Origin of the sequence: Tenacibaculum sp. M341 (assembly GCF_004337695.1) — a bacterium.
Lineage (GTDB): Bacteria > Bacteroidota > Bacteroidia > Flavobacteriales > Flavobacteriaceae > Polaribacter.
In genome coordinates this window covers 16,908-34,664 of record NZ_SJXJ01000002.1, presented here as the reverse complement: position 1 = coordinate 34,664, position 17,757 = coordinate 16,908, and the positions used below count along the sequence as shown (strand labels likewise).

Sequence of the window (17,757 nt, the reverse complement as noted above, 5' to 3'; positions counted from 1 at the left end):
AACTAAGTAGAGAAACCTACTTAAAAATGAAGTTTCAGAGCTATTGTTCATTTTAGATTAAGATTCCAAGGTGTTTTTGCAATGAATGATTCCTAAAAAAACACCTTGAAATTTATCTTATCTTCAATTTAAACATAACTTAATTGAGATTTTACAGTTAGCATTCCATTGTAAATCTCTTTAAATTTTACTCTTTTGTAGTAGAATAATAGGTTAAATTGAATTGATAAAATCCTCTAAATTTATACTTCTATCTAGATTCATTTTTTTACGAATTCTATGACGAGATGTATGAACAGATTCTACAGAAATACCTAATAACTTTGCCATATCTTTACTAGAAAAATTAAGTTTAATTAAAGCACATATCTTTTGATCACCTTGACTTAATTTTGGAAAAAGCTCGAAAATTTTATCATAAAACTCTTTATTAACATCAACAAATCGCAATTTAAACTCTTCCCAATTCTTATTATTACTGATTGATATCGTTCTTAACACATTATTAATCTGTTGTACCTTAGACTTATCGGTGCCAGATGTTTCAATTTTATTCTTCAACATTTTCAGCAGTTCGTCCTTCTCAATTATTTGTAATGCAGAAGTAGCTAACTCTCTATTCTTTACCTCTAACATTTCATTTTTCTTTTTTATTTCTAACTCTTTACTCATTTCTAACATTCGTCTTTCAGAAGTGTGTTTGTATCTCAACCTTTTCACATAAGAAAAACCAATACCTATAATAAATACAATAGAGATTAAAAGTACTATTCTTTGTAAGTTTTTAATCTTATCCTCTTGTTCTAATTGCTTCAAATATTGCTCTTGTAATAATTGATTTTGTTTTTGCTTTTCTATTAAATATTCATTTTTAATTTCTATATGGTTTTGATTTCTTTCACTACGGATATCAAATACCGTTTGATCTAATTCTTTCTCTTTATTTAAATTTTCAAATGCCAATTTGTAATTCCCTTTTGTGGCATACAATTTAGAAAGTTGTTGATATATAAGTGCTGTAAAATCTACATGACTATTATACTCTTTAGATATTTTTAAGGCCTCCAAATAACATTTCTCACTTTCATTGAGATTAGAAGTAGCTAAATACGCATCTCCTTTGTATTTATTAAACAAAACTAAATATGTTGGTGAATTATCTTTAAACCAAGGGTAAAGTTCATCCAATAACTTTATTGCTTTGCGACTGTCTGTTTTTATTAATTGACAAGCTTTTTCAAAATCAATAAAAGATTTATCCATTAATGATTCTTTATCTTTATAGTACATATAACAACTATCTAAATATGCCTCTGTAAGTTTATCTTTTTTTAATTCTCTGTAAGTGGCTACTAAAGAATAATAATAGGGAACCAAAGCTGCTTTTGAAAAATTATTATCTTCCATTATTCCTTTTTGAATATTTAATGCTTTTTTTAAATATTTTACAGATTCTTTTTCTCTTTTGTGGTATGAAAAAATTCTACCTAACCTGTGATATAAAACAGACTTTAAACTTTCTTTTTTAGAATTATCTAACATGATAACTGCTTTCCATAGTATTTCGTAAGACTTAGCATACTTTGCATTATTCTCGTAAATCTCACTTTGATTTAAAATACTATAAATTGCTTTTAAAGTATCACTTTTTTGAATGTACTTTTCATAACTTTTGTTTAATAAGTTGATAGCACTATCTGGATACTGCAATCGAATTTTTATTGCTTTTTCATAAATTTTATCTGTTTGTTCATTTTGACTTTGAACATTACTCAAACTAAAAAAAAACATCAAAAACAGAAAAAATATCCTATGGAATAACTTATATATCATTTTAAAAAACTTTGTAGAGAATTATTGATAGAAAACAATATTAACAATAAAACAGAGTCAAAAAAAATCCGCAAAAAGTTATTGTCCATTATTTTATAAGGGATTACCGTAATCTTGTCTAGTTTTTATCAAGTTAATTCTTCTAATTTTTAATGCCTTGCATACATATATTTACTTGATGCACTTGTGTGTTTAAATCTTTCTTTAATTATGAACAAAAACGATTCTTATGATCTTGTGGTAAAATCTCCTGGTAGAATAAATTTAATAGGAGAACATGTAGATTATAATGGAGGTCATGCCTTACCCGCAGCAATTGACAAAAAAATCACTCTTAAAATGAAAAAGAATAACAGTAACAATGTGACTGTATATTCTAAAAATATAGATAGTGAATTTACCTTCAGTTTATCTGACTTAAACAGAAGCAGTATAGAATGGCACAATTACATTATAGGTGTTATTTTTTACATAAATGTTTTAAGACCCGATGCTGTAAAAGGATTTGACTGTTATATTGATAGTAATTTACCATTAGGTTCGGGAGTAAGCTCTTCGGCTGCCTTAGAATGTGGTGTTGCTAAAGGTTTAAATGAACTTTTCAAACTAGGACTTTCTGATACAGAAATTATTAAATTATCTAAAGATGCTGAACACACAATGGTGGGAACTAAATGTGGTGTTATGGATCAGTTTACCGTGGTAAAAGGTCAAAAAGATCATTTATTACTTTTAAACTGTAAAACGCAAGAATATAAAACCATAAAAGTTGACTTTGGTGACTATAAACTTATACTACTAAACACCAATGTTTCTCACAACTTAGCTTCTAGTGAATACAATGTTCGAAGGGGAGAATGCGAAATTGCTATGAAAGTAATTAACGCAAAGTATAACGATCTCAAATACTTATGTGATGTAAAACCTGAAGTGGTTAAGGAATTTAAAAATCTTCTTCCAGAAAAAATTTACAACAGAGCTCTTTACACATCTAAAGAAAATCAACGCACTTTAAAAGCAGTTGAAGCTATTAATTGTAAAGATTTACACGCTTTGGGAAACTTGTTATACCAATCTCATGAAGGTTTAAGTAAATTATACGAAGTGAGCTGTCCTGAACTTGATTTTTTAGTGGAATACTCAAAAAACTACGATCAAATTTTAGGAGCACGAATGATGGGCGGTGGTTTTGGAGGTTGCACCATTAATATCATCCATAAAGATTTTGTAGAAAATTTAATAGAAGAAATGTCTATCGCTTATAGAAATCAATTCTCAATAGATTTAACTCCTATTGCTATTCATATTGGTGACGGGGTAAAAATATAATTATGACTATCAATAATAAATCACATAGAAGATATAATATACTAACAGATGAATGGGTGTTAGTTTCTCCTCATAGGACTAAAAGACCTTGGCAAGGAAAAAAAGATGTTCCTACTACTTTACCAAAAATAGAGTACGATCCTGATTGTTACTTATGCCCAGGAAATACTAGAGCAAACGGAGAAGTAAATCCAAATTACACCTCTACTTTTGTATTTACAAATGATTTTGCTGCACTGCAACAAGATGTAGTTGAAGAAACTTTTGAAGATGACATGCTAAAAGCAAAAACAGAATCTGGTATTTGCAAGGTAGTTTGTTTTTCCCCAAATCATTCACTTACATTGCCTTTAATGAAGGTAACTGAAATTGTTGAAGTTGTACAATTATGGAGAAAAGAATATCTTGAATTAGGAAGCAAAGAGCAAATTAACCACGTTCAGATATTTGAAAATAAAGGAGCTATTATGGGCTGTAGTAACCCACATCCGCATGGACAAATTTGGGCTCAAAACTCTATTCCTGAAATTGTACTTAAAAAACAAGCGCAACAATTAAAACACTTCAATAAAACTGGAAAAAGTTTACTAGAAAGTTATATTCAAAAAGAGTTATCATTAGATGAACGCATCATTGTTAAAAACCAGCACTTTGTTGCCTTAGTTCCATTTTGGGCTGTATGGCCATATGAAGTTATGATTGCTCCTATTAAGCATTACAACAATATTCAGCAATTAAACGAAGAAGAAATCGTTGCTTTTTCAGAAATAATTAAAGAAGTTACTATTAGATATGATAATTTGTTTCAAACTTCTTTTCCTTATTCTTCTGGAATACATCAGGCTCCAACAGACAAAAGGCACCCTGAATGGCATTTTCATATGTCTTTTTACCCTCCTTTATTACGTTCTGCAGATGTAAAAAAGTTTATGGTTGGTTATGAAATGTTTGCCAATCCACAACGAGATATTACCGCAGAGCAAGCTGCTAATACTTTAAAAGGTTTAAGTAGCAAACATTATAGTTTATAAAATGATTTCACCCTAAAAAACTCTTCTAAACTATGAGTAATCAAGTTACATTAAAAGATATTGCAAAAATTTTAAAGGTTTCAACATCAACGGTATCTAAAGCATTAAACGATAGTCACGAAATAAGTGATTACACCAAAAATAATGTACTAAGAATTGCTAAATCTTTAAATTATGTACCTAATGATGTAGCTAGAAGTTTAAAATCTAATGCTACCAAACGAATAGGTGTTGTGTTACCGAATATTGAAAGTGATTTTTTTGCTAAAGTAATACGAGCTATTGAAGAGGAAGCTGCTAAAAAGAACTATAAGATTTTAATTAGCTTATCTAACGACTCATTAGAAAAAGAAATTGAAGGAGTATCTATTTTATTTAATGGTAGTGTAGATGGAATTATCATTTCTTTATCTCAAGAAACAGAAGATTTACAAGAATACTCTCATTTAAAAAATTTTAGTCAACGAAAATTACCTGTAGTAATGTTTGATAGGGTTTGTAATGAAATTGAATGTGATAAAATTACCATTGACGATTTTGAAGCCACTTGTACTGCCACTAAACACCTATACAGCAAGGGATGCAAAAACATTGCTTTTTTATCGACTATTTTTCAAACAAGTGTAAGTAAACTAAGAAAAGACGGATACTTAAAAACGCTAAAAGAATTAGAACTAGAAAATAATCTGATTATTGAAATACCTAACTACAATGAGTTTGATGCTATATTAATACAGCATTTAAAAAACAACACCATTGATGCAATAATTACTTCTGATCAACTATCAGCTATTTGTGCTTTAAAAGTGATACAAGAAAATGGTTTTAATGTACCTAAAGACATTTCTGTAATTGGCTTTACTGATGGAATTATTCCTCAATACACAACTCCTTCTTTATCTATTATAAGTCAAAATGAAGAAGAAATGGGCAAACAAGCATTAAATACTTTAATACAACGAATTCAAGAAGGCAATACAGAAACACCAAAAACATTTACACATACGGTTTTAAAAGCCAATCTTATCAAAAGGCAATCTTCCTTATAAATGAAAAAAAACCAATTAACCTCAACAATTCCATCATCTATTCAGTTAACAAATAAGAATGGAATGGAGTTAATCGTTAACTCATTTGGAGCTACCATTACTAGCTTAAAAGTTCCTAATAAAAACAACACACTAACTAATGTAATTTTAAATTTAAAACAAGAACAAGATTACTGGAGCAATACTTATTTAAACGAAAGAATATATTTAGGCAGTACTGTTGGAAGGTATGCTGGTAGAATTTCCAAGAAATCGTTTACCATTGACGATTGTGTGTATACATTAAATCATGATGATAATGGTGTTCATTTGCACGGAGGTAACAATGGTTTTGATAGAAAAATATGGAAAATTAAAGAAGTAGAAAAGCAAAACAAACATATTTCTAAAGCTACTTTTTCATATGAAAGTGCCCATTTAGAAGAAGGTTTTCCCGGAAATCTTAGTTTAAACGCCACATTTATATTAACAGATAACAATGAAGTTGAAATTATTTACACAGCCACTTCAGATAAAAAAACACATGTAAACATTACCAATCACAATTATTATAATTTAAATGGTAAAGACTCAATACTAAACCATCATCTCTATTTAAATTGTAATAAACACCTTCAAGTTGATGAATTATTAATTCCAACAGGAAAAATTTTACCCGTAAATAATACATCTTACGATTTTAGAAATTCAAAAATCATTGGAAACAATCAATTCTCAGGTTTAGACGATACCTTTATATTCAATTCAAAAAATAGTGGTGTTATATTAAGCTCTAATGAAACAGGTATTCAAATGGAAATATCAACCAATCAACCTGGAGTTGTTATTTATACTCCATTAAATTTCAATCATCTTAATTTAAATGGTAGTTACAGTAATTATCCTGCTATTTGTTTTGAAACTCAAAAATATCCTGATACTCCAAACAAACCTCATTTTCCTTCTACATTAATTTATCCGTCTGAGGAATATGAAAACAAGACTAAACTAAGTTTTTCAATACTTCAATCTTAAATAATCACAGAGTTCTATTTTAATTAGAACTCTTTTTTGTTATCTACATTTTAATTTAAAGTAAAGTTTAACCAAAATACTTATTAATTTCACCTCTGAAATAATAAAAATTAAACCAATAATCCTACTCTAAATTCACATGATTCAAACATTCTTTTTTAAGTTTTAAAAGTGATCAAAAACATGATTAATCGTAATTTAAAAGACAACAATTTATAAGAAATAATTTTTATCAACAATTTAGAATATAAAACACAATATTTCAAAATAAAAAAACGATAAAAAAAAGAGGTAAAAATTATGTATCATAAATTTTAATGTTAAAAAAATAAAAACTCAACATTATATCTTAATACTGCTGTTTTATTGGCATTTTCAAGCAAAAACTTAGTAATTACGCTACTAAAACGTTTTTGTCAAGTTTTTATCTAGTGCATATTTTAGACATAATTTTATAATTTAATAATATTTGAACCTCATAACCAATAAAAAAACAAAAATATGAATGAAAATTTGCAATATTCTCATTTCAAAAACCTCATAGTTACATTGGTCTTTTTGCTTGTTTTTGGCTATTCAAAAGCTCAAAACATTGATGTAAAAGGGAAGGTTTTTGATGAACAAAACAATCCCTTGCCAGGAGCAAGTGTAATTATAGAAGGTACATCTACAGGTACCGAAACCGATTTTGATGGTATCTATAAAATTACTGCTACTCCAAACAGCACATTAGTGATTAGTTTTATAGGATACAAAACTCAAAAAATTAAGGTAACGAAATCAACAAACAATTTAAATGTAAGCTTAAAAGTTGAAGCCAATGTATTGGAAGAAATTGTAGTAGTTGGATATGGTACTCAACGAAAAAAAGAAATCACTGGAGCTGTTGCAAATGTAAAAGCAGAAAGCATCACTAAATTAGCTGTAGCCGATTTAGGTACCGCCTTACAAGGGAAAGTAGCAGGTGTAAACATTCAAGCAGCTAATGGTAGACCCGGACAAGCTGCAAATATTCAAATTAGAGGTTTAGGTTCTGTAAATCCAGGAGCATTAGGTCCTCTTTACGTAGTAGATGGAGTTCCTTTTACAGACAATCCAAATATCGCACCAGAACAAATTGAATCTATCGACATTCTAAAAGATGGTGCTTCTGCATCTGTTTATGGAGTAAGAGCTTCAAACGGAGTTATTTTAATCACTACCAAAAAAGGTAAAAAAGGTAGAATGCAAATTGATTTGAATGCATATACAGGTATTCAAAACATTACCTCAGGTACTCCTTTGATGAATACAACACAACAGTTATTTGCGGAAGACACTAGACTAAATGCTATTGGACAAGAACCTTTAGTTTTCTTTTTTAATCCGAATGCTTTAGACTTTAATTCTAATTTTGTAGAAGATATTCAAAACAATAATGCTTTAGTTCAAAGTCTTGGTTTAAATTTAAATGGAGGTACTAAAAATTTAAGAGTTAATTTTAGTAGCTCTTATTTCGATCAAGAAGGAGTTATTATTCAATCAAGTTTTAGAAGAATCGCTAATAGATTAACCGCCGATTATACCAAAGGTAAATTCAAAGCCTTTGCTTCTGTAGGTATAAATCAAGAAGATACCGAGCAAGAACCTTTTGCTTTATATGAATTTGCTGTAGCTCAAAATCCTTGGCAACCTAGTCTTAGTCAAATTACAAATGTGGGGCAAAATACAGTATCAATACCAGTTAGAAACGCTATTTTATTTAGTAATTTATCTAGAAACCTAACAAATATTGATGAACGAGAAGTTAATTCAACCAATATTGCTGCCAACTTTAGTTATGAAATCACAAAAGGATTAGATGTAAAATTAAACCTAGGTAGAAATACATGGGATTTTAGAAGAAAATGGTTTAGACCTCAATACATTGTTAGAGATTTTAGCGGTCAAATAAATCCTACTGCCTCTAGAACAAATGCTTTATTAGATAGGTTTTTAATATTTAATAAAAGAGAAACTGTTGAAGGTATTGTAAATTATAAAACTGATTTTGGAAAACATAATTTAAATTTTACCGGAGTAATTTCTTATGAAGAACAAGAAAGTCAAGACATTGCTGCTGGTGTTATTTTTGATGAAACTGCAAGTAATGATATACAAGTACTTAGTGCTGGAGCAGAAGCAACAAGACCTAGAGAAGTTATTCAAAGAAATACATTAGCAGGTAAATTATTACGTTTACAATATAACTTTGATGGACGTTATCTTTTTTCTGCAAGCTACAGAAGAGATGGATCTTCTAGATTTGCGCTAAAAAACAGATTTGGTAATTTTTATGGTTTTTCTGCTGGATGGAATATTCATGAAGAAAAATTCTTTGAAAAAATCAACTTTATCAATAGCTTAAAACTTAGAGGTAGTTGGGCTGAAGTAGGAAATCAAAACATTCCTAACTACGCATTTACCCCTGTTATTGAATCTGGTGTAAATTATCCATTTGGACCTAATGAAAGTTTAAATTTCGGTTTTACACAACGACGTTTTGTTGATGAAAATATTCGTTGGGAAACAACAATCTCTAAGAATATTGGATTAGACGCTACTTTCTTAGACAACAGACTTTCTTTTACTGCTGATTATTATGAAAATGGTCGAGAAGATATGCTATTAGAGCAACGATTACCTCCTTCAGCTGGTACATCTCAACCTGGAGGTGGTGCTGGTGTATTTGATGTATTGGTTATTAATGCTGGAGACATGATTAACAAAGGATTAGAATTTGCCGTTTCTTATAAAGATGAAACAAATTTTGGCTTAAAATACAACTTCTCTTCTACCTTTACTAGTAACAGAAATACGGTTACAAATTTAAATGGTATTCAAAGAGGTTTTGCTAATGGTCGTCCAATAGTATCTCAAGGTCCTAATATCGATTTCACTACTTTCTTAGCAGTTGGTAGAGAAGCTGGTGCTTTTTTCTTAGTTGAAAATGCAGGAGTTATTAAAACTCAAGAACAACTAGATGCGTATTTACCTATTGATGGTAGTGCTCAATTGGGTGATTTAATGTTTGTAGATCAAAACGGAGATAATGTAATTGATGATAATGACAGAATTTACAAAGGGTCAGGACAAGCTGATTTTGAAGTTGGTTTAGATTTTAACTTTGAGTTTAAAAACTTCGATTTATATGTTCAAAATTTTTACTCGCAAGGAGCAGAAATTTACAATGGGGCAAAATTACATGCATACGGACAAGGAAGGCACAGAGATTTATTCAATATGTGGTCTCCACAAAATCCAAATTCAAACATTCCAACAGATAGAATCAGTGCTTTTCATAATAATGTTAGAGCAAGATCTGACTTTTTCTTAGAAGACGGAACCTATTGGAGAATTAGAAACATTACATTAGGCTACACTATTCCTGGGTTAGAAAGTTCAGGAATAACAAAAGCGAGATTATATATATCATCTGTAAACCCTTTTACATTTACCAGATATACAGGTTTTGACCCTGAAGTTGGTGGTGATGGTATTTTTACTAGAGGAATAGATCGTGGAGATTATCCAGTTTCTCGACAGTTTTCTTTAGGTGTTCAATTAGGTTTCTAAAAAATTATTTATCATGAAAAAATTTAAACAAATAAAATTTTTGTCATTACTTATTTTAGTGATCACCTTTGTAAGTTGTGATGAAGACGAATTCTTACGAGAAGTAAATCCAAATGCGGTAACAGAAGATACCTTTTGGCAAACACAAGAACAGTTTAATGCGGCGTTAACTACTGTTTATGGAGCACTACAATTTCAATCTGTTAGTGGAGGATTATTACAACACCAAATGGTTAGAGGTGATATTGCTGGTACTGAACCTTGGTACAGGCCATTACAATTCAGAAACTTAACATTTAATGATGGAACATTTTATGTTACCGATAAATGGAGCGAACTTTACATAGGTGTATTTAGAGCCAATCAGGTGATCAACCAAATACAAACTGCCGACGCAACTGTTGTTTTTAATGATAATAATAAAGCTCAGATAGAAGCACAGGCTCGTTTTTTAAGAGCTTTCTTTTATTTTCAAATTGCACACACATATGGTCAAGGTATCATTCACACCACTGTTCCAGCAGCAGGTGAGTTTAATAAAGACTTATCAACTATTCAAGAAATAACTGAAACAGTAATTAAACCTGATTTAGAATTTGCTAAATCTAATTTACCAGAATCTTGGACAGAAAACGATTTAGGTCGTGTTACTTGGGGTGCTGCTACATCTTTACTTGGAAAAGTATACTTGTATGAAGAAGATTGGTCTATGGCTGCTCAAAATTTTAAAGAAGTAATTGACTCTGGAGTTTATTCATTAACTACCAATATCATGGATAATTTTAGACACGATACAGAGTTCAACTCTGAATCTATTTTTGAAGTTGCTTATAATGATGAATTAGCACAAGGTGTTGGTGGTGGTGCTGTTGATGATTTCCCTGGAGGAGTTGGTGCAGAAGCTTCTACCCTTTCGTCTGCTACAGGGCAATTAAGTTTTAACGCATTTAACACATTATTAGCTTCTTATTATTTACATGAAATGTTATTGAATGATGTTATTGATCCTACCAATTCAATAAATACAGATGGAAATACACATTCAAAAAGATTGACTGCTACAATTGCTCCAATAAATGGTGAAGGAGAATACTATAATCTTCCTTTTGGCGATAGACCAGGATGGGGATTCGGACAAAGTGCTTATGTGAAAAAACATTCTAATTGGTATCATAAAGATCAAGAAGATGCTGTTGAATTTAGTGGTAGATCAGGAATTAACTTCAGACATATTAGGCTAGCTGATGTATACCTAATGTATGCTGAAGCAGTTTTAGAAGAAAGTGGAGATGTTACTACAGCTATCGATTATATAGACAGAGTAAGAACAAGATCTGGAGTAATTGCTTTAGATACATATATCACAGATAATGGAGGAATGTTTCCTCAGTTACATGTTAGTAAAGAAGTACATGGTACACAACCAATGGTTTCTCCTTCTGTTGAAAATGTAATGACACATTTACGAAGAGTAGAACGTCCTTCTGAATTATGTTTTGAAGGACATAGATGGAACGATCTTGTAAGATGGGGAATTGTTTCGGATGTTTTTAGCGAATTAGCAGCAGATGAAGCTTGGAGAGAGGCTAACAAAGAAACTGTTTTACAAATAAACAGTGGTGGTGTAGCTCCATTATTTATTATTGAACGAATTAGACCTGATTTTACAATTGCTAATGGTTCATATACTCCTAGTCAGCACGACTATTTACCTATACCTACAGGAGAAGTTCAGGCTAACGGTAACCTAATAACAAACTAAAGATGAGAAAAAATAAAATTAAAAATATTATTTATGTTTCACTTATCACTTTTATTGGAACTTTTTTAACTCAGTGTGATAAGGAAGAAACACCATTAATAGAACCAAATCAAAGATCTATTTTCACTTCAGAAATGGACTTTGATAATAAAGTAAATGTAAATCAAGATATTGATTTTGGTGATGCCTCTCCTGGTGTAATTTCTAGAACTTGGACTTTTCCTGAAAATGTAGTAGATATTGATGGGGCTGATAATGATGTAACTTCTAATAAGAAAATTGTAAAAGCTTTTTTCAATACTCCTGGAAAATACAATGTAACATTAAATCAAACATTTAAAGGAGAAGTTTTTGCTGACGGTAAAGGAACAGGTTCAAACGTTGCTGATACAACTATTGTTGTTAGTGTATTATCTGCTGTAAATCTTGGTATAACCGCCAATTTATTAAATGATGATGGTACTTTAGGTGCGCCACTAGTAATTGCTGATAATGCTGAAAATGAAGTAACAGCTAGTAAAAAAGTACGTTTTTCTTACATTGCAGAAGGAGAACCAGATACTTTTGACTGGACATTTAACGGTGCTACTCCTGAAACTTTTGACGGATTTGATGTTGATGTTGATGTTACTTATAGAAGTTTAGGTGTTCATGATCTTAATTTTATTGCTAGTCGAAACCGACCAGCAGGTGCAGATACTATTTTTGTAAAGAATTTAATCAAAGTTGTTCCTTCTACAGAACCTGTTACATTAGATGCTGTGAATGAACGTGATGGTAAAATTGGGCTAGAGTTTAGTAGAGATATGGATGCTGCTACTACAAATCCAAATGACTTTACTGTAAGTTTAGAAAATGGAGGAATGAATATTCCTGTCACAATTTCTGAAGTAACCGTAGATACTGCAAATCCAAATGTTGTATTAATAACATTAAATGAAACGGTGTATAGAGATGATGTTGTTAAAATAGCATATAATCCAGGTGCATTAGCAACTACAGATCAAGTACAAGCAACTGCTATACCTGAAACAATAGTTGGATTTGAAAGAATTGAAAATATTTTTGACACACAATCTAACATAGACCATAGTTTTGAAAACAGTAATAATAGCAATTGGGTATATGCTGGTTGGTTAGATTGGAATACATTTACGAGCAATGTTACTTCTACACAAGCAAAATCTGGAACAAATAGTATTTATCTAGAGTTAGATGGAAACCTTTCGACCGGTGCAGGTAAGGGAATGGTTTTAGCAGGTAAAACAAATACAGGAGATGACTACACGTTTTCTGCAGAAGCAGGTATTGATTATGAAATTGGTGTTTGGACCTATCTTGTGGATAGAGGAAACCCTGCCCCTACTTTTACTCCAGATGTTAGATTATATTGGTTCCCTGACACTGATTGGTCTGTGGGTCCTAATCCTGGTTTCACTCCTGATTTTAATGTAGGAGAATGGGTATATACCTCTGTATTTGTTAAGTTTAATGAAACTGGAGAAAAAACACTTACCATTAGAGGATGGAATGAATTTAATAATTCTTCTTTAAAATTTTATATGGACGACTTAACATTAAGAAAAGTAAACTTACGTCCATAAAAACAAATCCATTAAGTTTTCATATTGTATAATTGACTTCATTCAACTGGAGTCATTCAGAAATTAAGCCTAAATTTTTTAGGCTTAATTCTTTTAGTAAAATATCAAATAAATTAATTGACATAAAAAAATGAAAAAAATTCTAGTAACTGGTGGCTTAGGTTTTATTGGATCACATACTGTAGTAGAACTTCAAAACACAGGATTTGATGTAATTATCATAGACAACTTATCAAATTCTAAAATGGAAGTTTTAGATAATATTGAACAAATTACTTCTAAAAAAGCAGCATTCTTCAATATAGATTTACGTAATAAGAAAGAGGTAAAACATTTTTTTAATACAAATACTATTGATGGTATTATTCATTTTGCAGCTTCTAAAGCTGTGGGTGAAAGTGTTGAAAAACCTTTAGATTATTACGAAAATAATATTGGTACATTAGTTTATATACTACAAGAAATGAGAGATCACAAAATTGATCATTTCATCTTCAGCTCTTCATGTACAGTTTACGGACAAGCTGCTGAACTTCCTATTACAGAAAAATCACCTGTAAAACCTGCAATTTCACCTTATGGTAATACAAAACAAATTGGAGAAGAAATTATTAGAGATACTTGTAAAGTTCATAATATGAATGCTATTGCTTTAAGATATTTTAATCCAATTGGCGCACATGATAGTATTAAAATTGGTGAACTTCCTCTAGGTGTACCTCAAAATTTAATTCCATATATCACGCAAACAGCTGCCGGAATTAGAGAACAACTTTCAGTATTTGGCAATGATTACGATACACCTGATGGAACTGCTATTAGAGATTATATTCATGTTGTTGATCTAGCAAAAGCTCACACTGCTGCTTTACAAAGATTGTTAAGCAATGAAAACAAAGAGAAGTTTGAATATTTTAATGTAGGAACAGGAAAAGGTAGTTCTGTTTTAGAAATAATAAATGCTTTTGAACATGCAAATAATTTAAAACTAAACTATAAAATCACTACTCGACGAGAAGGAGATGTTACAGCTGCTTATGCTGATACAAATAAGGTAGCAAACGAATTAAACTGGAAAACAGAAAAAACATTAGAAGAAGCTTTAAAGTCTGCCTGGGAATGGCAAAAAAGCTTGATTTAATTAAGGGTATTAAGTTTTTGTCTAGTTCAATTTTTACTATTTCATTTTGCATGATTTTATATTTGGATGGCAAATACATGCTAAATTTTAAATAATATGCAATTTAAGAATCTATTTTTTATAATAATTATAACATTAGGTGTTGCTTGCTCTTCTAGCCCTGAAACACCAACAAATAATCCTATTAATACTGGAAATGATGGTAATTCAGGAACAGACAATGACAATGACAACGATAATACCACTGAAACTTGGATGACCATTCCGGTTCCTGCCAATGCAGGTGATGGAATGACTTGGGAATTTCAAGCAGATCTTTCTGATGATTTTGAATATGAATTTGCAGGAGAACCGAATCTTGTTGAATTTGGAAGTGGTAAATGGACTAATTTTTATCACAATCAGTGGGATGGACCAGGAGCTACCATTTGGAAACATGAGAATGTTACTGTTTCTGGTGGAAATCTTCGTTTAATTACAACACGAGAACCAGGAGAAATGAAAACGTATACTTCTGGAACAGAAACATACACAGATAAAGCAACACGTTTAGGTTGCATTACCTCTACTAAAAGAGTAAAATATCCTGTTTATGTTGAAACTAAAGTAAAAGCTGCGAATGCATTTTTTGCTTCAGATATATGGATGTTAAGTCCTGATGACACCCAAGAAATTGATATTTTAGAAGCATATGGAGCTCAAAACCCTAGAGATGGTCAAACATGGTTTAGTGAACGATTCCATATAAGCCATCATGTTTTTATTAGAGATCCTTTTCAAGATTACCAACCGAAGGATGCTAGCACATGGCAAAAAATTGATGGATACCCATTTGTATCAAGTGATTGGGTTCGTATTGGTGTTTATTGGAAATCTCCAACTCATTTGGAATATTATGTGAACGGAAATCTTATTAAAGTTATGGATAACCTAGATACTGTTTCCGGTAAAGACGGAATAGATCCTTTAGGGTACACCTCACCTACTCAAACGGCAGATAATACAAGAACAGGATTACATAAAGAAATGGATATTATTATTAATGCTGAAGTTCAAAATTGGAATGCCGCTGCTGATAGATTTCCTACAGATGAAGAAATAGCCAATGCCCCTGAAGATCATGTTTTAAAAGTAGATTGGATTAGAGTTTTTAAACCCGTTAGCAATTAACAATATTACATAACGTGGATCTTGGACTCTTTAATCATCTTGAAATAATCCCCTTAATCAAGATAAACTCCTTTGTAAGATTCACGTTATTTTTTTGCCTTATACAATTTTACATACTCCTTCGGATTTACTTTTTTTTGTTTTTTAAACTGTCTGTTAAAATAACTTAGACTATTGAAACCTGAAGCAAAACAAACTTGAGATATTGTTAAATCTGATTCTACTAATATTTTAGCTGCTTTTGTTATTCTCAATCTATTTATATAGTCTGTAAATGTAGTTTTAGTTCTTTTTTTAAAATACTTACAGAAAGAAGACTTACTCATAAAAACCTTATTAGCCACTTCTTCTAAAGAAATCTCATTTTCTAAATTATCAAAAATATAGTTTAGTATTTTCTGAAAAGTAGCACTATCTTTTGCTTGGTAAAATTGAGTACTTTCTGTGGTAGATAACAATCGTTGATCACTATCTAAACTTAATTCTTCTAAAATTTTATAAAAAGCTAATAATCTAGAAAGCCCTGTTGATGTTTTTAACAAAGCTATCTGCTCTTTGTATTTTTCTCCATTAGCAAAATGAATTCCGCTGATTGATTTTTTTAATAATGAATGAATATTTTTCATTTCTGGAAGTTCATTCGCAAAAAACAATTCGTCTTTAAATTGAATCACTTGACTCTTGGCTACTAATCCTTTTTCTTCATAAAAATCTGTATCGCAACGCCAATAGTGAGCTAATTGCGGACCTATTAATACTAAATCTCCTTCAGAAAATAATTCTACACTTGTTCCTACAAATCGAGTTCCATAACCAGACTCTACAAACGTTAATTCGTACTCTTGATGAAAATGTAATGGAGAATCAAAATAGTCCTGATTGAATTCAGAAATTAAAAATGATTGCTGATTTATATAAAATAATTGCTCTTCAATAGCTCTCATAAACCAATATATCGCTAAAAATAAATAAAAACTAAAACCAACGGAAATATAGTTCAAATAATTGACAATATCCTTCGATGATTAAAAAAGAGATCTTATCAAATTTGTAAAAAACAACACGATATTTATGAAAAGTGAATTTTCAGATCCTTTTGAAGAAGCTAGACAAAAAACTGGTTTAGAACACATAGATGATCAAAATGATCCTGTGGCAATGATTTTACGTCATAAAGATGTCAGAAAAACAGCTCATAATTGGAAAACATACCAATCAGGAGCAACTCCGGGAAGAATTGTTGTTCCTTCAGAAGTAAATATTCGTGATATCAGGCAAATTCCTTTTGAAGTAGATCCTCCATTACATAAAGACTTTAGAGAATTATTAGACGGTTGGTTTAAAAGACCGAATGGCAAAGAGTACCAAGAAGTTTTAAAAGATCAAATTTCAACATTACTTGATGAAGTATTATCAAAAGATACAATCGAAGTTGTACACGATTTCTCTTTAAAACTGCAGTCTAGAGCGCTTACAATATTATTAAACACTTCTTTATCAGAATCAGAAACATTTATTTCTTGGGGTACACATGTATTTAGAAGTGAAGACGATAGTTTAGATGCTTCAAAAGCGAACGTGTTATATGATTATTTAGACGAAAAAATTAATGCTGCTAGAAATAATTTAGGTGAAGATTTATATTCCGTTTTATTACAATCAGAAGTAAATGGCAAAAAGTTAACTCATGATGAAATAAAAGGAATTATGATTTTAACTTTTGCAGGTGGCAGAGATACTGTAATAAATGCAGTAACCAATACTGTAGCTTATTTTGCTGAACATCCTGAATCTTTATTAGAGGTTAAAAATAGCCCTGATAAAATTAACAAAGCTGTAGAAGAATTAATCCGATATTTTTCTCCTTTAACTCATATGGGAAGAGTGGTTACAGAAGATACTCAAATTTGTGAACATGCAATTAAAAACGATACTAGAGTTTCATTGTGCTGGGCATCTGCTAACAGAGATGAAACTGTTTTTAAAAATCCAAATGAAGTAAATTTTGATAGAAAAATAAATCCACATGTAGCTTTCGGATTTAGTCATCATAACTGTTTAGGTGCAACTCATGCGCGTCAAATAATGCGAACACTATTAGCACTCTTAGCCGATAAAGTAACATCAATAGATATTATAAATAGTAAAGAAAACATTGAAAAGTGGGGCGAATTTAATCGCAAAGTAGGATTTCACGAACTAAATGTAACGTTTAACAAATAAGTAATAA

12 protein-coding genes are annotated in these 17,757 nt (G+C 30.6%); 10 read left to right on the top strand and 2 right to left on the bottom strand.

The window, feature by feature from the left end:
- Positions 1-213 precede the first annotated feature (213 nt).
- A complete protein-coding gene (locus EYW44_RS02125; RefSeq protein WP_132721944.1) occupies positions 214-1,776 on the bottom strand; it encodes a tetratricopeptide repeat protein in 1,563 nt (520 codons plus the stop codon).
- A 267-nt stretch (positions 1,777-2,043) separates the two neighbouring features.
- Here EYW44_RS02125 and galK point away from each other — a divergent pair, with 267 nt between their 5' ends.
- The 9 genes from galK (at position 2,044) to EYW44_RS02080 (ending at position 15,527) form a co-directional block, all read left to right on the top strand.
- Positions 2,044-3,162: a galactokinase gene (galK, locus tag EYW44_RS02120; protein ID WP_132721942.1), complete on the top strand. Its 1,119-nt coding sequence runs from the start codon at positions 2,044-2,046 to the stop codon at positions 3,160-3,162.
- 2 nt (positions 3,163-3,164) lie between these two features.
- Entirely contained in the window at positions 3,165-4,193 is a 1,029-nt protein-coding gene (locus EYW44_RS02115) for a UDP-glucose--hexose-1-phosphate uridylyltransferase (protein WP_132721940.1), read from the top strand.
- Positions 4,194-4,225: 32 nt separating this feature from the next.
- Positions 4,226-5,242 (top strand): LacI family DNA-binding transcriptional regulator, encoded by a 1,017-nt coding sequence (locus EYW44_RS02110; protein WP_132721938.1) that lies wholly within the window; start codon positions 4,226-4,228, stop codon positions 5,240-5,242.
- Complete coding sequence (locus EYW44_RS02105) at positions 5,243-6,256, top strand: aldose epimerase family protein (protein ID WP_132721936.1); 1,014 nt, start codon at positions 5,243-5,245, stop codon at positions 6,254-6,256.
- 501 nt (positions 6,257-6,757) lie between these two features.
- Positions 6,758-9,850 carry a SusC/RagA family TonB-linked outer membrane protein gene (locus EYW44_RS02100; protein WP_132721934.1) on the top strand — a complete coding sequence of 1,031 codons (3,093 nt, stop codon included), beginning with the start codon at positions 6,758-6,760 and terminating at the stop codon, positions 9,848-9,850.
- A gap of 13 nt (positions 9,851-9,863) precedes the next feature.
- Positions 9,864-11,612 (top strand): RagB/SusD family nutrient uptake outer membrane protein, encoded by a 1,749-nt coding sequence (locus EYW44_RS02095; protein WP_132721932.1) that lies wholly within the window; start codon positions 9,864-9,866, stop codon positions 11,610-11,612.
- A 2-nt stretch (positions 11,613-11,614) separates the two neighbouring features.
- Positions 11,615-13,216 (top strand): SwmB domain-containing protein, encoded by a 1,602-nt coding sequence (locus tag EYW44_RS02090; RefSeq protein ID WP_132721930.1) that lies wholly within the window; start codon positions 11,615-11,617, stop codon positions 13,214-13,216.
- A 130-nt stretch (positions 13,217-13,346) separates the two neighbouring features.
- On the top strand, positions 13,347-14,357 hold the full coding sequence (gene galE / locus EYW44_RS02085; protein ID WP_132721928.1) for a UDP-glucose 4-epimerase GalE: 1,011 nt from the start codon (positions 13,347-13,349) through the stop codon (positions 14,355-14,357).
- Between the two features lie 96 nt (positions 14,358-14,453).
- A complete protein-coding gene (locus tag EYW44_RS02080) occupies positions 14,454-15,527 on the top strand; it encodes a beta-agarase (RefSeq protein WP_207893734.1) in 1,074 nt (357 codons plus the stop codon).
- A gap of 86 nt (positions 15,528-15,613) precedes the next feature.
- On the opposite strand, the gene EYW44_RS02075 is transcribed toward EYW44_RS02080, so the two are convergent.
- Positions 15,614-16,471 (bottom strand): AraC family transcriptional regulator, encoded by an 858-nt coding sequence (locus EYW44_RS02075; RefSeq protein WP_132721926.1) that lies wholly within the window; start codon positions 16,469-16,471, stop codon positions 15,614-15,616.
- 127 nt (positions 16,472-16,598) lie between these two features.
- On the opposite strand from EYW44_RS02075, the gene EYW44_RS02070 reads away from it, so the two are divergent.
- A complete protein-coding gene (locus tag EYW44_RS02070) occupies positions 16,599-17,750 on the top strand; it encodes a cytochrome P450 (protein WP_132721924.1) in 1,152 nt (383 codons plus the stop codon).
- The last annotated feature ends 7 nt before the right edge of the window (positions 17,751-17,757 follow it).